The sequence below is a fragment of the Sphingomonas sp. GC_Shp_5 genome (assembly GCF_026540855.1).
Classification (GTDB): Bacteria; Pseudomonadota; Alphaproteobacteria; order Sphingomonadales; family Sphingomonadaceae; genus Sphingomonas.
Genome location: NZ_JALNUP010000030.1, coordinates 18,352 through 37,426, shown reverse-complemented (window position 1 = coordinate 37,426; position 19,075 = coordinate 18,352). Strand labels below are relative to the sequence as shown.

The 19,075-nt window shown below is 67.2% G+C and carries 20 protein-coding genes and 2 pseudogenes; 16 read left to right on the top strand and 6 right to left on the bottom strand.

What is annotated here, in order from left to right; genetic code table 11:
- A pseudogene (locus OXR60_RS17900) lies at positions 1–274 on the top strand (hypothetical protein); the annotation flags it as partial.
- A gap of 21 nt (positions 275–295) precedes the next feature.
- On the opposite strand, the gene OXR60_RS17895 reads toward OXR60_RS17900, so the two are convergent.
- Entirely contained in the window at positions 296–1,570 is a 1,275-nt protein-coding gene (locus OXR60_RS17895; protein ID WP_267397334.1) for a M20/M25/M40 family metallo-hydrolase, read from the bottom strand.
- Positions 1,571–1,753: 183 nt separating this feature from the next.
- Here OXR60_RS17895 and OXR60_RS17890 point away from each other — a divergent pair, with 183 nt between their 5' ends.
- Positions 1,754–2,170: a hypothetical protein gene (locus OXR60_RS17890; RefSeq protein WP_267397333.1), complete on the top strand. Its 417-nt coding sequence runs from the start codon at positions 1,754–1,756 to the stop codon at positions 2,168–2,170.
- Positions 2,171–2,396: 226 nt separating this feature from the next.
- On the opposite strand, the gene OXR60_RS17885 is transcribed toward OXR60_RS17890, so the two are convergent.
- Positions 2,397–2,852 carry a universal stress protein gene (locus tag OXR60_RS17885; RefSeq protein ID WP_267397332.1) on the bottom strand — a complete coding sequence of 152 codons (456 nt, stop codon included), beginning with the start codon at positions 2,850–2,852 and terminating at the stop codon, positions 2,397–2,399.
- Between the two features lie 109 nt (positions 2,853–2,961).
- Between OXR60_RS17885 and OXR60_RS17880 the strand changes: the two genes are divergently transcribed.
- The 7 genes from OXR60_RS17880 (at position 2,962) to OXR60_RS17850 (ending at position 8,852) form a co-directional block, all read left to right on the top strand.
- Positions 2,962–4,323 (top strand): pyruvate dehydrogenase complex dihydrolipoamide acetyltransferase, encoded by a 1,362-nt coding sequence (locus OXR60_RS17880; protein ID WP_267397331.1) that lies wholly within the window; start codon positions 2,962–2,964, stop codon positions 4,321–4,323.
- A gap of 10 nt (positions 4,324–4,333) precedes the next feature.
- Positions 4,334–4,531: a hypothetical protein gene (locus OXR60_RS17875; protein WP_267397330.1), complete on the top strand. Its 198-nt coding sequence runs from the start codon at positions 4,334–4,336 to the stop codon at positions 4,529–4,531.
- A complete protein-coding gene (locus tag OXR60_RS17870; RefSeq protein WP_267397329.1) occupies positions 4,528–4,929 on the top strand; it encodes an acyl-CoA thioesterase in 402 nt (133 codons plus the stop codon). The genes OXR60_RS17875 and OXR60_RS17870 overlap by 4 nt, the downstream gene beginning before the upstream one ends.
- A gap of 47 nt (positions 4,930–4,976) precedes the next feature.
- Positions 4,977–6,383 carry a dihydrolipoyl dehydrogenase gene (gene lpdA, locus OXR60_RS17865; protein WP_267397328.1) on the top strand — a complete coding sequence of 469 codons (1,407 nt, stop codon included), beginning with the start codon at positions 4,977–4,979 and terminating at the stop codon, positions 6,381–6,383.
- A 168-nt stretch (positions 6,384–6,551) separates the two neighbouring features.
- Positions 6,552–7,910, top strand: coding sequence for a hypothetical protein (locus tag OXR60_RS17860; RefSeq protein ID WP_267397327.1), 1,359 nt, complete (start codon positions 6,552–6,554; stop codon positions 7,908–7,910).
- A 73-nt stretch (positions 7,911–7,983) separates the two neighbouring features.
- Positions 7,984–8,454: an MAPEG family protein gene (locus tag OXR60_RS17855; protein ID WP_267397326.1), complete on the top strand. Its 471-nt coding sequence runs from the start codon at positions 7,984–7,986 to the stop codon at positions 8,452–8,454.
- A 50-nt stretch (positions 8,455–8,504) separates the two neighbouring features.
- A complete protein-coding gene (locus OXR60_RS17850; RefSeq protein ID WP_267397325.1) occupies positions 8,505–8,852 on the top strand; it encodes a DUF3140 domain-containing protein in 348 nt (115 codons plus the stop codon).
- A 13-nt stretch (positions 8,853–8,865) separates the two neighbouring features.
- On the opposite strand, the gene OXR60_RS17845 is transcribed toward OXR60_RS17850, so the two are convergent.
- Together OXR60_RS17845 and OXR60_RS17840 are read right to left on the bottom strand one after the other, a co-directional pair.
- Complete coding sequence (locus tag OXR60_RS17845) at positions 8,866–11,226, bottom strand: EAL domain-containing protein (protein WP_267397323.1); 2,361 nt, start codon at positions 11,224–11,226, stop codon at positions 8,866–8,868.
- A gap of 232 nt (positions 11,227–11,458) precedes the next feature.
- Positions 11,459–13,189 carry a fatty acyl-AMP ligase gene (locus tag OXR60_RS17840; RefSeq protein ID WP_267397322.1) on the bottom strand — a complete coding sequence of 577 codons (1,731 nt, stop codon included), beginning with the start codon at positions 13,187–13,189 and terminating at the stop codon, positions 11,459–11,461.
- A gap of 95 nt (positions 13,190–13,284) precedes the next feature.
- Between OXR60_RS17840 and OXR60_RS17835 the strand changes: the two genes are divergently transcribed.
- From OXR60_RS17835 to OXR60_RS20055, 5 genes and pseudogenes are all read left to right on the top strand, one after another.
- Positions 13,285–13,815: a RecX family transcriptional regulator gene (locus OXR60_RS17835; protein ID WP_267397321.1), complete on the top strand. Its 531-nt coding sequence runs from the start codon at positions 13,285–13,287 to the stop codon at positions 13,813–13,815.
- A 64-nt stretch (positions 13,816–13,879) separates the two neighbouring features.
- Positions 13,880–14,443 (top strand): cold shock protein, encoded by a 564-nt coding sequence (locus OXR60_RS17830; RefSeq protein ID WP_267397320.1) that lies wholly within the window; start codon positions 13,880–13,882, stop codon positions 14,441–14,443.
- Positions 14,444–14,445: 2 nt separating this feature from the next.
- Positions 14,446–14,985, top strand: coding sequence for a DUF192 domain-containing protein (locus OXR60_RS17825; RefSeq protein WP_267397319.1), 540 nt, complete (start codon positions 14,446–14,448; stop codon positions 14,983–14,985).
- Between the two features lie 70 nt (positions 14,986–15,055).
- Complete coding sequence (locus OXR60_RS17820; protein WP_267397335.1) at positions 15,056–15,451, top strand: NADH:ubiquinone oxidoreductase subunit NDUFA12; 396 nt, start codon at positions 15,056–15,058, stop codon at positions 15,449–15,451.
- 203 nt (positions 15,452–15,654) lie between these two features.
- Positions 15,655–15,888 (top strand): annotated as a pseudogene (locus OXR60_RS20055) (DUF2155 domain-containing protein); the annotation flags it as partial.
- 35 nt (positions 15,889–15,923) lie between these two features.
- Here OXR60_RS20055 and aat read toward each other — a convergent pair.
- Both aat and OXR60_RS17805 read right to left on the bottom strand, forming a co-directional pair.
- A complete protein-coding gene (gene aat, locus OXR60_RS17810) occupies positions 15,924–16,649 on the bottom strand; it encodes a leucyl/phenylalanyl-tRNA--protein transferase (protein ID WP_267397317.1) in 726 nt (241 codons plus the stop codon).
- Between the two features lie 310 nt (positions 16,650–16,959).
- Positions 16,960–17,343: a hypothetical protein gene (locus tag OXR60_RS17805; RefSeq protein WP_267397316.1), complete on the bottom strand. Its 384-nt coding sequence runs from the start codon at positions 17,341–17,343 to the stop codon at positions 16,960–16,962.
- A gap of 290 nt (positions 17,344–17,633) precedes the next feature.
- On the opposite strand from OXR60_RS17805, the gene OXR60_RS17800 reads away from it, so the two are divergent.
- Together OXR60_RS17800 and OXR60_RS17795 are read left to right on the top strand one after the other, a co-directional pair.
- Entirely contained in the window at positions 17,634–18,632 is a 999-nt protein-coding gene (locus OXR60_RS17800; protein ID WP_267397315.1) for a cysteine synthase A, read from the top strand.
- A 152-nt stretch (positions 18,633–18,784) separates the two neighbouring features.
- Positions 18,785–19,057: a hypothetical protein gene (locus OXR60_RS17795; protein WP_267397313.1), complete on the top strand. Its 273-nt coding sequence runs from the start codon at positions 18,785–18,787 to the stop codon at positions 19,055–19,057.
- Positions 19,058–19,075 lie beyond the last annotated feature (18 nt).

The window sequence follows — 19,075 nt, the reverse complement described above, 5'->3', positions numbered from 1 at the left end:
GCGCGCCCTGCCGCCGCACGAGCGGCCCGACTGGGTATCCGCGGATGGTCGCACCACGGTGACCACCACCAACGGCGGCGGTGGCTATGCACACGGCGGCTATTATTATCCCGGCACGACGACCACGACGGTGGTGGTGCAGACCGCGCCGGTGGTGACCACGACCACCACCGAGATCTACGAGGATGCCGTCACCTACACGCGGCGGCCGGCGACCAAGCGGGTAAAGCGCGTGTGGCGGCTTCGGCCGGCATTGCATTGCGCCTGCCGCTGACCGGCTAACCCGGCCGCGCGCTTACTTGCGCGCACGGCCGGCGAAAGTGACGAGGCTTTCGCTGCCGTCAGCCGCGAGGGCGGAGACGCCGACGAAATGGTCGTCCACCGGCACCTGGGTCAGCACCGTGCTGGTCCCGGTCACGTCGCGGCTGTCGCTCCAGCTGAGCGCGTCATTGTCGCGCCAGCGCACCCGGTAGCCGACCGCGCCCGGCACCGCCGCCCAGCTGACCTGGGTATCGCGTGACAGATCGCCGACCAGCGCCGCCGTCGCCGGCGCGGCGGGGGCTGCGGCAAGGCGGGCGAGGGTGGCGGCGTTGATCGCCGTGACCTTGGCCAGATAGCCGAAATCCATGCCCTCGATCGTGTCGCCATAGACGACGCCCTGCTCGGTGCGCAGATCCTGGTGCTGGCGATCCCAATTTTCGGCGCCGACCGAGAAGCGCACCGCTGGGTATCCCAATGCCAGGAAGGGCTCGTGATCGCCGCCGCGGCCGAACCGGTCGGGGCGGCGCTCAACGACGACGTCGAGGCCGCCGGGGATGCCCCTGGCGATGCCATCGATCGTCTTGGCGAGCGCGCGCGACGGGCCGTCATCCTCGCCGCCCTCGCCGCGCCGGCGCTGCGTTTCGGCCTCATTCTCCGCGGCCCGAATGCCCTCGGAGAAGACCCGCACCCGGCCACCGTCACGCACCCCGCCCTGGCCGATCGAATTGCCGACGATGTCGTCGTTGAGCATCGCCGACACCTGCCAGCCGCGCGCCTTGACGGTGTCGGCGAGCAGTTCGGCGCCCCACAGCCCCTGCTCCTCGGCGGAGAAGGCGACGTAGATGATGGTGGCGTCAAAGCGGCGCTTGGACAGCAGCCGCGCGGTTTCGAGCACCAGCGCGACGCCCGAGGCATCGTCGTTGGCGCCCGGCGCGTCGGCGGTGGCGTTCATCACGTCGGTGACGCGGCTGTCGATATGGCCGCCAACAATCACCACGCGATTGGGATCGCGCCCCGGCTGGATGCCGAGCACGTCCTCGACGATCACGCCGTTTGGCGCGCGCGGGCCGGTAAAGCGGCGGCTGATCCGCTCCACCTTGATGCATCCGCCGCAACCCCGGCCGATCGCATCGAATTGCGCGGCCATCCAAGTCCGCGCCGCACCGATTCCGCGGTGGGGATCGGTGGTGGTCGACAGCGTATGACGAGTGCCGAAGCCGACCAGGCTGGTGACGTCCGCCTTGAGACGGGCCTGACTGGGAGGGGGAAGGACGGGGGCGGCCGCCGCGAGCAGCAAGGACATGATCATCGGCTGATGCTGAGCGGGATTGGCCGTTCACTCAAGCGGCCAATGCGCGCAGCAGCAAAAATCTAGGGTCGCGACACCAGTGCTGCCGTAAAAAAGCAACAAAGTCTTAGCGTTGCTGCCGTATTTAACCCATATCAACGGGCAGGCGTCAGGTTTGTTCCAGCGTAGGTGGAGTGAGAGGATATGGCGCATAGCGCGGTTGCCGAACCGGCGTTCGGGATGCGTGACAATGGGCGACTGGCGCCGCGGGCGGCGTTGGAAGTCGCACGCCGGCTGATCGCCGCGCGCCGGGTGCTGAACGAGGCGCTGCCCCCGATGATGATCAGCAGCCCGGGCCTCGACCTCCTGCTAGCGCTGTTCGTTGCCTCCGAGGACGGCGAGGCTGTGACGTTGCGCTCGTTGGACACAGCGACCGGTGCGTCGCCGACCGTGATGCTGCGCTGGGTCGGCGCGTTCGTTCAGGAGGGGCTGGTGGAGCGCGATTCGCTAACCTGCACGCTAACGGCGCAGGGGCAGGCGGTGGTGCATGCCGCGCTCGCGAGCGTCATGGCTGCGTGGCAGGAAGGGGTTAGTCCGGCTGAGGCGCGTTCGACGCAATAGCAGCCTGTACCGCCTCGATGACGCTGCTGAGATGGGCCGCAGCGACGCCCTCATCCAGGCGATCGAGGATGGCCAAGGCACGGTCAAGCAGGTTGAGCGCCTCTAGATACCCTTCCATTGTCATCACCTTCAGCCTGGGATGCCGTACTTAGCCGCGCCATGATGCGACGCAACATGGGCTGTTGTACCACCTTGGCACGATCGAAGACGACTCACTCAGCTCAGCTCAGCTCAGTCGATCGATCGCCTCCGGCGAGAGCGACCCTGGAATGATCATCACCGGCACCGGCAGCGCGCCGGCATCGGCGCCGGTGAAATGGCTGACCAATTTGCCTGGCGCACCGCTCGCCGCGGCGCCGAGCACCAGCGCCGCGATCTCGGGATTGGCGGCGATGATCTCGCGGATGACCTTGGGTCCCTCACCCTCGCGCACCGTGATCGCCGGCTTCAGCCCGGCTTCGTCGATCAGCGTGCCTGCGGCGGCGGTGACCAGCCCCTCGGCATGGAGGCGCGCTTCCTCCTCGATCGTTGCCTGGACGCCGCCGAAGGCGATGAACTCCTGCGGCGGGATCAGGGTAAGGATCTCGACCCCGCCGCCGGTCTTCACCGCGCGCCGCGCGGCGAAGCGCAGCGCGATCTCCGCTTCCGGGCTGTCGTCGATCACTACCAGATAGATGCGCATAGCGGCCCCTTTTCCTGCTAGGTGCCGTGGCTTGTGTCGGCGCGCAAGGGTTGACCCCCCGGCGCTGCGGCGCGAAGGAGCGCGCAGCTTACCAGGCAAGAGGACCTGCATGTCGATCGAGATCAAGATGCCCGCGCTGTCCCCGACGATGGAGGAGGGCACCCTCGCCAAGTGGCTGGTGAAAGAGGGCGATACCCTCAAGTCCGGCGATATCATGGCCGAAATCGAAACCGACAAGGCGACGATGGAGTTCGAGGCGGTTGATGAGGGCGTGATCGCCAAGATCCTCGTCGACGAAGGCACGGACGGCGTGAAGGTCGGTACCGTGATCGCCATTCTGGCGGAAGAGGGCGAGGATGCCGCCTCGCTGCAGGCACCCGCCAAGAGCGAGACGCCGCAGCCGGCGGACAGCCAGTTTCGCGGCGCGCCCGATCCGACCGATCCCAACGACACCGGCAGCGAAGCGCAGCCGGTGGAGCGGACCATCACCCAGGCCGAAGATCACGGCCGGCCCGCTGGCGACGGCGCGGCGCCGGGTGGCCATGCCGGCGGCGACTCGGGCGCGCGCGTCAAGGCGAGCCCGCTTGCGCGGCGAATCGCCGCCGAAAAGGGTGTCGATCTCGGCGCGCTGAGCGGCACCGGCCCTAACGGTCGCATCGTCAAGGCCGACGTCGAGGGCGCCAAGCCCGGCGCCGCGCCGGCGAAGGCGGATCCCGCGGCGGCGGCGAGCACTGCGGCGGCGCCTGCGCCGGTCGCGGCGAAGCTCGCGGCGGTGCCGGACATTCCGCACGAGGCGACCAAGCTCTCCAATATCCGCAAGACGATCGCGCGCCGGCTCACCGAGTCGAAGCAGACCGTGCCGCACATCTACCTCACCGTGGATGTCCGCCTCGATGCACTGCTCAAGCTGCGCGGCGAGCTCAACGCCTCGCTGGCGAGCCGCAACGTCAAGCTCTCGGTCAACGATCTGCTGATCAAGGCCTTGGGCGTGGCGCTGGTGCAGGTGCCGAGCTGCAACGTGATGTTCACGCCGGACCAGCTGATCAGCTTCAAGCGTGCCGACGTTTCGGTGGCGGTGTCGACGCCGACCGGGCTGATCACGCCGATCGTCGCCGGTGCCGACACCAAGAGCCTGTCCGCCATCTCCACCGAGATGAAGGACCTCGCGAGCCGCGCCCGCGATGGCAAGCTCAAGCCCGAGGAATATCAGGGCGGCACCGCCTCGATCAGCAACATGGGCATGTTCGGGATCAAGCAGTTCGAGGCGGTGATCAACCCGCCGCAGGGCATGATCCTCGCGATCGGTGCGGGCGAGAAGCGCCCGTACATCATCGACGACGCGGTCGGCGTGGCGACGGTGATGAGCGCTACCGGCAGCTTCGATCATCGCGCGATCGACGGGGCAGACGGCGCCCAGCTGATGAAGGCGTTCAAGGAGCTGGTCGAGCGCCCGCTGGGCATGCTCGCGTAAAGCCGCCGCGATGCGCACGCTGATCGAGCTGTTCTTCCTGGTGGCAGGGCTGGCGGTAGCGGTGGCGATGACCGCCGCCGCCGCCTGGGCCTATCCGCTGGGGCGCGAGGTGATCTGGTGGTGCGGCGGGGCGGCGATGGTCGCGGCGCTGGTGATGAGCATCGCCCCGCTTCGGCGCGCCCGCGCGCTCGACCGGGGGCGGGCATGAGCGAGAGCGACCAGCATCTCCCGGCCGGCGCGCCGGTGATCCGTGTCACGGCGATGCCCAACGATGCCAACCCGTATGGCGACATCTTCGGCGGCTGGTTGATGGCGCAGATGGATCTCGGCGCCGCGTCGGTCGCGTCGCGCCATGCCGGGGGACGGGCGGTGACGATTGCGGTGGAGAGCATGAAATTCCATGCTCCCGTGCTCGTCGGCGACGAAGTGTCGGTCTATGGCGCGATGGTGCGGGTCGGGCGGACGTCGATGACGGTGGAGGTGGAAGCCTGGCGCCGTGCGCGCCACACCGAGACCACCACCAAGGTGACCCAGGCGCGCTTCGTGTTCGTCGCCACCGACGAAAATCGCCAGCCGCGTCCGGTGCCGGGCATGCCGACGGCCTGACAAGCGCCGGTCGCATCCCCACATAGAATTCAACGAAGGAAAAACCGTTGGCTGACCAATTCGATCTCATCATCCTCGGCTCGGGGCCTGGCGGCTATGTCGCCGCGATTCGTGCGAGCCAGCTTGGCCTCAAGACCGCGATCATCGAGCGCGAGCGGCTGGGCGGCATCTGCCTCAACTGGGGCTGTATCCCGACCAAGGCGCTGCTGCGCACCTCGGAGATCTACCATTACATGACGCATGCGGCCGATTACGGCCTCAAGGCGGACAACATCGGGTTTGATCTCGGTCGGATCGTGGACCGCAGCCGCAAGGTGGCGGGCCAGCTCAATGCCGGCGTCAAAGGGCTGATGAAGAAGAACAAGGTCACGGTCTTTGAGGGTGTCGGCGCGCTCACCGGCGCTGGCAAGACTGGGGGCAAACTGTCGGTCAAGCAGGGCGACAAGACGGTCGAGCTCGAAGCCAAGCATATCATCGTCGCCACCGGCGCGCGCGCGCGCGACCTGCCGTTCGCCAAGGCCGACGGGAACCGGATCTGGACCTATCGCCACGCGATGGTGCCGACCGAGATGCCGACCAAGCTGCTGGTGATCGGCTCGGGCGCGATCGGCGTCGAGTTCGCGAGCTTCTACAACGACATGGGCGCCGACGTGACGATCGTCGAGATGCTGCCGCGAATCCTGCCGGTCGAGGACGAGGAAGTCTCCGCGTTCATGGACAAGGCGCTGACCAAGCAGGGCATCAAGCTCGTCACCGGTGCCGGTGTCGAGAAGATCGAGACTGGTGCCAAGGCGGTGAAGGCGTCGATCAAGGGCAAGGACGGCACGGTCACCACCGAGGAGTACAGCCACGTCATCGTCGCGATCGGCATTGTCCCCAACACCGAGAACATCGGGCTGGAGGCGCTAGGCGTCGAGACCGAGCGCGGCCACATCAAGGTGGACGGCTATGCGCGTACCAACGTCGAGGGCATTTACGCGATCGGCGACGTGACCGGCGCGCCGTGGCTGGCGCACAAGGCGAGCCACGAGGGCATCGTCTGCGTCGAGAAGATCGCCGGCGAGAACCCGCACCCGTTCGAGAAGTGGAACATCCCGGGCTGCACCTACAGCCGTCCGCAGGTGGCGAGCGTCGGGCTTACCGAAGCCAAGGCCAAGGAACAGGGCTATGAGCTGAAGGTCGGCAAGTTCCCCTTCATCGGCAACGGCAAGGCGATCGCGCTCGGCGAGGCCGAGGGGTTCGTCAAGACGGTGTTCGACGCCAAGACCGGCGAACTGCTCGGCGCGCACATGGTCGGCGCTGAGGTGACCGAACTGATCCAGGGCTATGTCGTCGCGCGCCAGCTCGAGACCACCGAGGCCGAGCTGATGGAAACGGTGTTCGCGCACCCGACGCTGAGCGAGATGATGCACGAGAGCGTGCTCAGCGCCTACGGCCGCGCGATCCACTTCTAGGAACCGGATCCCCCGCCGTCATCCCGGGCTCGACCCGGGATACAGTCTCACGCATGGTGCCACGGGGTTCTGCATCCCGGCGTGCGCCGGCATGACGATTGGGGGAAAGTGGGAATGTCGATAGGGGCTCGGGCTGCGCCGCTCGTGCGGCATCGCGAGCGGGCAGCGGTGGCCGCTGCGCTCGTGCTGCTTGCAGCATCGCTGGCGTTGTTCTGGCCCGGCTTCGCGATGTACGACAGCCTTGCCCAATATGGGCAGGCGCTGAGCGGCACCTACGACGATTGGCACCCGCCGATCATGGCGCGGCTGTGGTCGCTATTCGGTGCCGTGGGTACCGCGCCGATGCTGGCGCTGCAGCTGTCGCTCTATTGGCTCGGGCTCGGGCTGATCGCGGCGGCGGTGCGGCGTTCAGGCCGTGCCACGGCTTCATGGGGCGTGATCGGGATCGGGCTGTGGCCGCCGCTGCTCGGCTGGCAGGCGGTGGTGCTCAAGGACACCCAGATGCTCGGCGCGCTGCTGGCGGCGCTGGGCCTGATCGTCTGGTGGCGATTGCCCGCGCGCAAGATCCCGCCATTGGCGCTCGCCGCGATCATCATGCTGATGCTCTATGCGACGCTGGTGCGCGCCAACGCGGTATTCGCGGTCGTGCCGCTGGCGGTGATGCTGATGCGCCGGCCGGGAACGGCGGCGGGCAAGGTCGCGCTCGGGCTTGCCGGCATCATCGTGGTGCTCGCGGGCCTGACCCCGATCAACCAGCGGTTGTTTGCCGCCGAATCGAGCGGGGTGCAGCGCACCCAGGCCTTGTACGATCTCGCCGGGCTGGCGGTCCGCACCGATGACGAGGCGACCGGATTGCCTCGCACAACCATCGCCGCGCTGCGCGCCAAGCATTGCGTGCGGCCATTTTTCTGGGATCCGCTCGGCGAGCCGCGGCGCTGCAACGACGATCTCGCCCCGCTGCGGGACATCGCACCCGGGCGGCTATACGTCATGCTGGCGGCCACGATGATGCATCATCCGATCGCTTACGCCGCTCACCGGCTGGCGCATCTCAATTCCACCGAACGCTGGCTGGTGCCGTGGCACTGGCCGGGCGCCGCGCCGCCGTTGCAGGACGAGCCCAACGAGTTCGCGCTGCGCGATCCCGGCGCCGGCGCTCGGGCTTGGCAGCATCTCGCGGCGGCGCTGGTGGAATGGCCGATCGGCTGGCCGGTGCTGTGGGCCGTGCTGGCGGCGGCGGCACTGGTCCCGGCGCTGCGCACCGACTCCGCCGCAGCGCGGCTGGCGGCAGCGTTGCTGGTGTCGGCTCTGTCGCTCGAGGCGAGCTTCGCGGTGCTGAGCATCGCCTCCGACCTCCGCTATCACCTGTGGGCGATCACCGCGACGGCGATAGCTGTGCTGCTGCTCGGCCGGCCGGTGTGGCGGCGCGCACTGGTGGTGGCGCTCGGCGTGGTGCTGGTCACCGGCGGGGCGGCGCGGCTGCTGCTGCCGTCGCCGCCGCAAACCTACATTGGCATGCTCGGCTGAGCCTGTCGCCACAGCGGGGTGGCGCAGTGCGGCCCCCGCAGGCATGATCACCTACAGCATCAAGGGGGGAAACATGCAGATATTGGGCATCCTGTGGCCGACGTTCGTGCTCGTCGCGTTGGTCTTCGTCGTCTGGTTCACGATGATCTTCAAGCGGTTGCGCCACATGCGCACCAGGCCGCCGGAGCGCGGCACCTTCGCCTCCAACGACACCATGTCGCGCTATTTCGGCGCGGAAAATACCCCGGCCGACAATCTCGCCAATTTATTCGAGATCCCGGTGCTCTACTTCGCGCTGGTGCCGCTGTTGCTGGCGACGCGATCGGCCAACGACATTCAGGTGATCCTGGCCTGGGTGTTCGTTGCGCTGCGCTGCGCGCACAGCTTCATCCATATCGGTCCCAAGAACGTCCGGGCACGCTTCATGGTCTATCTCGCCTCCTGCATGGTGCTAACGGCGATGTGGATCGGCTTCTTCGTCGACGCCGTGCATGCCGCCATGGCGATCCACCAGGCGATGGCAGCCATGCCGGCGGCGCTGTAACAGGCAACCCGTTAGCCACAGGCGTGTTCTCTCCCGGAGGAGACCTGCCTGTGGCCGACGATCAAGACCAGACCTATCGCGACTTCGCCGAGGCGGTGAACATGTCACCGGCGGCGATCGAGGCGTTCCTGAATACGGACGACAGCAAGCGCGTCGGCTGGAAGGGTGAGGACGGCAAGGGCTCAGGCGAGAGCGTTGGCCATGCTTCTGGCAAGCGGATCGTCGAGATCAAGCGCACGCACAAGTCCGACCTCAGCGAGGACGATTATGCGCACATGCGCAAGGTGGTCGGCTATGTGCACCGCCACCTCGCGCAGGGTGGACCTGCGGAGGACAAGGAACATTCCGACTGGCGCTATTCGCTGATGAACTGGGGACATGACCCGCTGAAGAAATAGCGGAGCTCCGGGATCAGGCGGCTGCGACGTCGTCCCAGCGGCGGTTGGCGAGGGTGCGTGCTTCCTCGACTGGCAGGGGGCGCCCGAAGTAATAACCCTGAACCTTGGTGCAGCCGAGTTCCTGGACCATCTGGTGCTCGGTTTCTGTTTCGACGCCTTCGGCGGTGGTCGCCATGCCGAGGCTCTGGGCGAGCGCAACCACGGCACGGATGATCGCTATCGCTTCCTTGACGCCCTTGGACGCGCTCTGGACGAAGCTGCGATCGATCTTGATCGACGAAAAGCGAGTGCGGCTGAGATAGCCGAGCGACGAATAGCCGGTGCCGAAATCGTCGAGGCTGAGGCGGACGCCGAGATCGAGGATGCGCTCGAGCACCTTGGTCGCGCCCAGGCCTTCGTGCATGAACACGCTTTCGGTGACTTCCAACTCCAGCCGCTCGGCGGACAGGCCGGCGCTGGCGAGCGCGGAGGTGATGACGCCGACAAAATGCGGGTTGTTGAGCTGATCGGGCGAGACGTTGACGGCGACCCGGATCTCGGACGGCCAGCTTGCCGCTTCCGCACAGGCGGTGCGCAGCACCCATTCGCCGATCGGCTGGATGAGTCGGGATTCCTCGGCGAGCGGGATGAATTTGGCGGGGGAGACATTGCCGAACTGCGGGCTGATCCAGCGTAGCAGCGCCTCGAAGCCTTTGAGGTTGCCGGTGCCGGCATCCACCACAGGCTGGTAGTTTAGGTGCATCTCGCCTTTTTCGAGCGCCTGCCGCAGCGCCATTTCGAGCACCCGGCGTTCCTCTGCCTGGACGTGCAGTTCTGGCTCATAGGCGTGATAGACGCCGCGGCCGGCGTCCTTGGCGCGGTACAAGGCGAGGTCGGCGGAGCGGATCAGCATCTCGGCGGTGCGACCATCACGCGGGCCGACCGCGAGGCCCACCGACGCGCCGATATAGAGCGTGTGGGCATCGACCTCATAGGGGCGTGACAGCGTCTCGATGATGTTGCGCGCCAGCCGCTCGACATTCTCGGTGTCGCTGGCATCGCGCACCACGACGGCAAATTCATCGCCGCCGAGGCGCCCGCACATGGTGTTGTCGCCCATCAACTGGCTGAGCCGCTCGGACACGCGCCCGAGCAGGCGATCGCCGATCGGGTGGCCGAGCGTGTCGTTGACCGCCTTGAAGCGATCAAGATCGATCATCATGAAGGCGCAGCGGCCGCCCCATTTGTCCGCATCGGCCATCGCGCGGCTGAGCGTCTCGTTGACCATCAGCCGATTGGGCAGGCTGGTGAGCGTGTCGAACCGCGCCATCCGGTTGATCTTGTCGGAGGAGGCGCGCTGCTCGGTGACGTCGGAGCCGACGCCGCGGAAGCCGCAGAACGAGCCGCTCTCGTCGAACCGTGGGCTGGCAGCCAGCTCCCACCAACGCTCCTCGCCGCCGACGCTGACCGGCAGGCGCAGGTCGCGGAAGCTTTCGCGGGTCTTGAGCTTGTCGGCGAGGGTGCGCAGCCCCGCGGCGAAATTGCCGTCGTCCCAGTTCGGCCCGGCGAGCACCTGAAGGAAGGGCATGCCGTCGATGGTGACGGGATCGAGCCCGCAGGCGAAGGCGAAACGCGGCGAGGCCTTGACGACGCGGCGAGCGGAGTCGGTCTCCCACAGCCAGTCGGCGTTGGTTTCCTCGAATTCGCGGAGCAGCAAGCTGACGGTCTCGTCGCGCTCGGACAGGGCAATCTGGCTGGCGCGCAGCTGGACCAGCGCCCGCGCTCGGGTCAGGCAGGCGACGATCAGCAGGGTGGTGAACAGAACAGTCGCGCCGGCTGCCGCATAGGCGCCGGTGACGACGAGTTTTGCCGACACCACGAGGCCGAGGCCGCCGACGAAGGCAATGGTCGCCAGCGCAAGCGGTGCCATCGCCACCGCACCGGCGGTCATCAACACTGACAGGATAGTCCACATCGCATAAGCGTCGCTCGACCCGGTGGCGCCGGTGAACATCAGCGGCGGCACCGCCCAGACCAGCGCCAGTGCGGCGCCCTCGATGGCGGTGACACGGAGATCGTTGAGCGCCGCATAACCGCCATCGCCGCGATGATGGGTCGCCAGTCGGCGCACCGCCACCGCGACCGAGACGATGCCGACCAGCCCGGCCCAGCCGATCAGCATCCATAACGGATGGGAATCAACGAAGATGGAGGCGGTGATCGCCGCCGACAGCAGATTGGCGGCGAGCATGAACAGCGCAAGCTGGCGGCCGGCGTGCAATTGGGTGGCGCGGATCCGGCCCCATTGCGCCGGGTCGCCCCCGTCGCGCAGGCCCAGCAACTGCGGAAAGCGGATCGCCGTGGGGTCGGATGCGGGGGGGATATTGTGATTCACCCGGCGACCGTACCGGCAGGCTGGTTAGCGGATGGTTTCGCCAACCGAAATGGAGCTATTTAAATGTGCGGCGCATGGCCATTTTGCCACCACCGCTCCTGACAGCCGTCATCCCAGCCGAGATATTGTTCGGGCGTGGTGGGCAGAGCCGCACAAGACCCCAGCTTTCGCTGGGGTGACGGCTGGTGGCAAAGCGGCGACAATGACCGCGTAGCGGGCCCAGCCAGTTGGTTCAGGCCGCGATGTCGTAGGGTTTGATGTCGCCGTTGAGGTACAGGTTGCGCGCCTTGGCACGGCTGAGCTTGCCCGAGGAGGTGCGCGGCAGGGTGCGCGGCGGGATCAACTCGATCACGCAGTTCATCCCCGTTACCGAGCGGACGCGCTCACGGATTTCCTCGCGCAGCCGCTGGCGCTCGGCCTCGTCTGAACTGCGGCACTGGACGAGCACCGCCGGGGTTTCTTCGCCGCCCGGCGTGGTGATGGCGAAGGCGGCGATGTCGCCGGCCTTGAAGCCCGGCAGCTGCTCCACCGCCCATTCAATGTCCTGCGGCCAATGGTTCTTGCCATTGACGATGATCATGTCCTTGGCGCGGCCGACGATGTAGATGTAGCCGCCGGACATATAACCCATATCACCGGTGTCGAGCCAGCCGTCGGTCATGCACGCCGCGGTTGCCTCGGGGTCACGGAAATAGCCGACCATCACCGACGGACCCTTGCACCAGACCTTGCCGATCGCCCCGTCGGGCAGCGGCGTACCGTCTTCCTCGCGGACCTCGATCGTCATGTCGCGCACCGGCTTGCCGCAATTGACGATGGCGCGGAATCGCTGCGGGCGATCGCCAAAATGGTCGCCGCCCGACAGCTGGGTCTCTTCCACCAGCTCGACGCGAATGCCTTCGCCCGGTGGCATCAGCGACACCGCCAGCGTCGCTTCGGCAAGCCCGTAGCTGGGCAGAAATGCCGAAGCCTCGAAGCCGGCATCGGCAAAGGCGTCGACGAAGCTCTGCATCACGTCCGGGCGGATCATGTCGGCGCCATTGCCGGCGACCCGCCAGCGCGACAGGTCGAACCGGTCCGACGCCTTGGTCTGCGACGACATGCGGCGGGCGCAGATGTCATATCCAAAGGTGGGCGAATAGCTCAGCGTGGTCCCGTCGTGGCGGCTGATCAGATCGAGCCACGCCAGCGGGCGCCGGGCGAAATCCTCGGTCTTGAGGTAATCGGTCGAGACCTGGTTGGCGATCGGCGACAGGAAGCAGCCGACTAGGCCCATGTCGTGATACCAAGGCAGCCATGAGATGCAGCGATCGGTGCCGTCGATCTCCATGCCATGGCTGTGCGCGGCGAGATTGTTGAGCAGGGCGTGGTGGGTGATGGCCACGCCGTGCGGGAAGCGGGTGGAGCCGCTGGAATATTGCAGATAGGCGATCGCTTGGCCGTCGGCTCCCGGTAGCTCGGCGGCAGGCGCCTCGCGGGTGGCAAATTCGGACCAGTCAATCCCGTCCGTGCCGGCGAGACGCGCAGCTTCGGCCGCCATCTGCGCGAGCTCCGGCGGGAAGATCAGCATCTTGGGGTCGCAACTCGCCAGCTGGACGCGAAGCTGCTCGATGTAGGAATCACGTCCGCCGAACGACGTGGGCAGCGGCAGCGGCACCGGCCACGCGCCGGCATAGACCGTGCCGAAGAACAAGGCGGCGAACTCGGGCCCGGTTTCAGCGACGAGCGCAATGCGGTCTTCGGGCTTGATCCCGGCGGCGATCAGCCGGTTGGCCATCGCCAAAGCGTCGGTGCGCAGTTGCGAATAGGGATAGGGCCGCACCAGCGTACCGCGTGCATCGTGGAAGTTGAGCCCGCGCACGCCGGTGGCGGCGTAATCCAGCGCCTCGCCCAGCGTTGCGAAATCGGCGAAGCGCCGGGGCAGGTCATCCAGCGACGGCGTGGCCGCAAGCTGCTCAATCATCTATTCATCCCGTTCGTGGCCGCTGGTGCGGCTCTGCAATCTTGCTTCATACCACAGCACCAACGTTCTACTTCCGCTGTTAGTGTGGCAACAACATGGCCATGAGGCAGGAACGCCGCCCCGTGAAGCCCCTCGACGCCGCTGCCTTGGACCGGCTGGCGTTGCGCTACGTTGAACGGTTCGCCACCACGAGGGGCAAATTGGCCGATTATCTGCGTCGCAAGATCCGCGAACGCGGATGGGAGGGCGAGCCGGCGGACCCCGCCGCGGTGGCGCAGCGGATGGCTGAATTCGGCTATGTCGACGACCGGCTCTACGCGGAAAGCAAGGCGGCGGCGCTCGGCCGCCGCGGGCTCGGCGCGCGGCGGGTGACGGCGGCGCTGCGCGAGGCGCATGTCGATGAGGCCGATGCCGAGGATCTGGCGCCGGCGATCGCGGACCGGGCGGTGGAGGCCGCGCTCACCTTTGCCCGGCGCAAGCGGATCGGCCCTTATGGCGCGCCGGTGGCGGATCGCGCGGGGCGGGAGAAGCAACTCGCGGCGATGCTGCGCGCCGGGCATGCGATGACGCTGTCGCGGCGGATCATTAACTCAAGTGAGCCACTTCGGGCCGAGGATCTAGAATGAGGACTGGATAACCAATTGCGGCCGATACGAACCGTGCTAGCGTAGCGCTAACAGGGGTGCAGTGATGCGTAGCGAGCCGCAACGGGAGGGCGACGAGCACGACGGTGGGGTAATGCCCGCCGAGCATGTCGCTATGGGGGGTGTGATCAAGTGGTTCGACGTGACCCGCGGCTTCGGCTTTGCGGTCGCGGACGATGTGGAGATGGGCGATATCCTGATCCATTTCTCGGTGCTGCAGCCGCATGGCCGCCGCAGCCTGCCGGAGGGCGCGCGCGTCGAGACGGTGTGCGTCCAGCGCGGGCGCGGTTATCAGGCCCGCGAGGTGACCGCGATCGACCTGTCGAACGCGGTGGAGGAGCCGCCGCGGGCGGTACGGATCGGCGACCGGGTGGATCCGGTGGCGCTGATCGATGCCGCGGGCCCGTTCGAGGGGGCGGCGGTGAAATGGTTTAACCGGCTCAAAGGATATGGCTTCTTAGTGCGCGACAGCGACGGGAGCGATATCTTCGTGCATATGGAGACGCTGCGCCGCGCCGGCGTGATCGTGATCGAGCCGGGGCAACGGCTGCGCACCCGGGTGGTGGCCGGTCGCAAGGGGCCGCTTGCGGTGATCGTCGAAGAGGAGTGAGCTTGGCGAAATCGATGGTGGGCGTACGGGCGGCGGCCGCGGCGCTGCTGATGCTGTGCGCCAGTGGCTGCAGCAAAATAGGTGACGGCAGCGGCAATGCGGGCAGCGGCGGCAGCAGCAGCCAGGCCGAGGTTCTGGTACCGGTCACGATCGCCAGCGCCACCGGCAAGCATGTCTTCACGGTGGAGGTGGCGGCGACGACCGCGCGGCAGGCGCAGGGGCTGATGTTCCGCACCGATCTGAAGCCGGACGGTGGCATGCTGTTCGCGCCCTATCCGGCCGACGGCGGCGGACCGCGGGAGGCGAACTTCTGGATGAAGGACACGCCGACACCGCTCGACATCGTCTTCATCCGTGCCGATGGCACGATCGCCACCATCGCCGAGAATACCGTGCCCTTCTCCGAAACCCCGGTGCCGTCTCGCGAGCCGGTGGCGGCGGTGCTCGAGCTGATCGGCGGCCGCTCCGCTGAACTGGGCATCGCCGAAGGCGACAAGGTGAGCTGGCCTGCCGGCACCGTCGCCACGCCGCCAGCCAAATAGCCGCCGGTGGCTACGCTCGCGCCGCAGTTCAGCGGTTGAAGACCCGCGGCGAGGCGGGTAAGCGGTGGCCATGGGCATCAACCTCAATCCCTTCACCTGGTGGAACGGCGCGACCGTGAGCACCGTGCTCTACGGCCTGCGCGGCAAGACCCAGGTCGGCACCGATTCGCTGGGCAATGCCTATTGGGAAGGTGGCAAGGACACCAACGGCGTGCCGCGTCGCTGGGTGATCTACACCGGCTCGACCGATGCCAGCCGGGTGCCGCCGGAATGGTTCAGCTGGCTGCACCACCAGATCGACGATGTGCCCGATCGCGCGCTGCCGCCAGCACGGGCGTGGGAGAAGCCAGGCCAGGCCAACATGACCGGGACGCCGTTCGCCTATCGGCCGGCGGGCGCGCTGGAGAAGGGCGGCAACCGCGCCGCCGCCACCGGAGACTATGACGCCTGGACGCCCGAAGGGTGACGAGGCGCTGGCTCGCCGCCGGCGTGTTGCTGGTGGTGCTGGGAGTGGCCGGATGGTTCGGGTATCGCGCCGTCACCGGTAGCGCCGAGCGCGGCGGGCCGGTAGTCGCCAGCCAGGATATCGCGCCGATCGAGGCGGGTAGCACCGAGACGATCGAGACGGTCACCTCGGCCGACGATGTCGCGCCGACCGGCGGCACGCCGATGGCGCAGCGGATCGCGGTAGTCGGCCTGCTCAACAAGCGGAACGGTGAAAGCCGCGAGCTGACGCTCAAGCCTGGCCAGGCGGTGCGCGTCGGCGATGCGATCGTGCGGCTGCGGGCCTGCGAGCATACCGCGCCATGGGAGCAGGAGCAGCTGACCGGCGCGTTCGTGCAGCTCGATGTCCGCGGGATCGACCGGCACTGGCGGCGCAGCTTCTCGGGCTGGCTCTACAAGGAGCGCCCCGGCCTCAACGTCGTTCCCAACGCCATTTACGATGTCTGGACCAAGAGCTGTACGATGTCGTGGCCGGCGACCGGGCCGGACACGGTAGCCGCCGACGCTGGCGCCGCGCCGGCCAATCGGTCTAGCGCGCGGAAATCGCCGGCGGCGGATGCGGAGCCGGCCGCCGAGCCGACCACGCCATCGAGCGCCGCGGAGAGCAACGCCACATAATCGGTGCGGCTGATCTCGACGGCGCCCAGCGAGGCGAGGTGCGCCGTCTGGAACTGGCAATCGAGCAGGGTAAAGCCGCCGGCCTTGAGCCGTGCGACTAGCCAGGCCAGCGCGACCTTCGAGGCGTCGGTACGCCGGCTGACCATCGATTCGCCAAAAAAGGCGCGGCCGAGCGCGAGGCCGTATAGGCCGCCGACCAGCTCGTCGCCTTCCCAGCATTCGATCGAATGGGCAAAGCCGAGGCCATGAAGCGCGGTAAACGCCCGCTCGATGCCGACGTTGATCCAGGTGTCGGGCCGACCCTCGACCGGTTCGGCGCAGAGCTGGATCATCCGGCCGAACGCGACATCGGCGGTGACCCGGAAGCGATCCGCGGCGATCGTCTTGCGCAGCGAGCGTGACAGGTGGAAACCGTCGAGCGGCATCACGGCACGGCTGCGCGGCTCAACCCAATAGACGCTGTCCGCCTCGCGATGATCGGCCATCGGAAACACGCCGACCGCATAAGCGCCGAGCACGAGTTGCGGATCGAGCATCTGCATGGCGGCAAGGTGGCGTTCGCTGCGCGGCGTGGCAAGATGGACGTGACGCCAGAGCGCGACGGCGCCCGATGAAAACCCGCGGAAAACCGCCGAAGGTCTCACTAAAGTCACACCTACACGTGCGTGTGGATTGAGGTCCCACTTGCGGGGGAGAAAGAGCGCGACCGAATCGAGATCGGGCATCAGCGTTGCATGAGCGGCATGCTGTAGGACAGCGAATTGCGGCATCCGCCAAAGGCCGGCCGTCGGTCAGCAAAAAGGCCGGCGCATCGCTGCGCCGGCCCGTCGGGAATTTGCGCGGATTAGGCGCTTACGACTTGCAGCTCTGCGCCGTCTTGCCAGGCTGGGTGAGGGTGATCAGTTTCGGCGTGCCGGTCATCTTCCAACCGCCGTCGCCGACCAGCGGGTCGCCGGTGGTGGGGGCGATCAGGCGGGTTGCGGGGCCATCCTTGGCGGTACGCACCAGCGCCTGCTTGTCGCCCTCGAAGAAGGTGACATAGACCAGGCTGTTGTCCTTGCAGCGCAGCGTCTTGTCTGCCTTGATCGCCGGCGGCAGCTCGACGGGCGCACGGTTGGCGAGTTCGTTCGCCATCGGATCCGGGTTGGTGTCCACCACTTCGGGGGTGGGCTTGGTGTTGCAGGCGGCCAGCGCGAAGAGCGCGGCGACGACGGGGAGGAGAAGGGGGCTCTTCATAGCGAGCCGGTGCTTCGCGCATGCAGCATGGAGCGTCAAGGGAGGCTTGCCGCTACGGCATAATCCTTTGCTGCGGGCGCGGGCGATCGTGCGACAAGCTGAGGAGATATCATGCGAAACGAAACCGTTGTGGCCCATCGTTTCGCGATCATTGCCTTCGAAAGCGCCGCGCCGCGCCGATATCGGCGGCATTCCTTCCTTGTCGGCAGCGCAGACGAGCGCGGATCGGCTTGCCCCCGCCATAGCTTAGATCGCTTGCCGGTAGCCGGTCGGCACGCCATTTAGCCGCGATGACCACCCATCCGCCGCTGTCGGCCTATCCTGCTTCCACCGCCGACACGCTCGCGCTGATCGGCAACACCCCGCTGGTCCGCCTCAAGGGGCCGAGCGAGGCGACCGGCTGCGACATCTTCGGCAAGTGCGAGTTCGCCAACCCAGGCGCCTCGGTGAAGGACCGGGCGGCGCTGTTCATCGTCGAGGACGCCGAGCAGCGCGGGGTGCTTGCCCCGGGCGGCACGATCGTCGAGGGCACCGCGGGCAACACCGGCATCGGCCTGGCGCTGGTCGCCAATGCCAAGGGCTACAAGACCATCATCGTCATGCCCGAGACCCAGAGCCGCGAAAAGATGGACACGCTGCGCGCGCTCGGCGCGGAACTGGTGCTGGTGCCAGCAGCGCCCTACGCCAGCCCCTATCACTTCGTGCACACCTCGCGGCGCATCGCGGAGGAGCGCGACAATGCGATCTGGGCCAACCAGTTCGACAATGTCGCCAACCGCCGCGCACATATCGTCGGCACTGCGGAAGAGATCTGGGCGCAGATGGGCGGGCGGATCGACGGCTTTACCTGCGCGGTAGGAACCGGTGGCACGCTCGCCGGCGTCGGGCTGGGACTCAAGGCGAAGGATGAGGCGGTGCGGATCGCGCTGAGCGACCCGCACGGCGCGGCCCTCTACGACTATTATGCGCATGGCGAATTGCGCTCGGAAGGCTCGTCGGTCGCCGAAGGGATCGGCCAGGGGCGGATCACCGCGAACCTCGAGGGCGCGCCGATCGACACCCAATATCGGATCTCGGATGCCGAGGGCTATGAGTGGGTGCGGCGGCTGCTCGACGAGGAGGGGCTGTGCCTCGGCCTGTCGTCGGGGATCAACGTGGCCGGCGCGGTACGGCTGGCGCGCGAGCTCGGCCCGGGCAAGCGGATCGCGACGATCCTGTGCGACACCGGATTCCGCTATCTGTCGTCGCTGCACAATCCGGCGTGGCGGGCGGAAAAAGGGCTGGGGTAACGGTTCTACAAAATGCGGTTGGTGAGCGACCGACGTCACCCGACATCGCCACCGTTGCTGCGCAAGGTTCCCGGTCTGGAACACCGCCCTGACGCGATTAACCACCAATGCATCGACAATCGCGTGGTGAGTCGCTAGATAGGGGTGGCAATATGAAGGCCGTTCGCGACACTTCTCAGACAATGCAGCGGGTCAAGGTCGGGATGATCGGCCTCGCTGCGGTGGTCCTGCTCATCGCTATCGCATCCGCGATCCTCGGCTCGGCGACGCGCGAGCAGCCGATTGCCACCGCCGGATCGGCGCAGGCCAATGTGGTCGCGAATATCGCGCTAACCAATTCTAATAGCCCGCCGAGCACCGGCGAACCGCTCGCCGAACTCGGCGTCGCGCCGTCAACCAGCAACAGCCAGGCGGTTAACCAGTGATTTTCCGGGGAAATCACG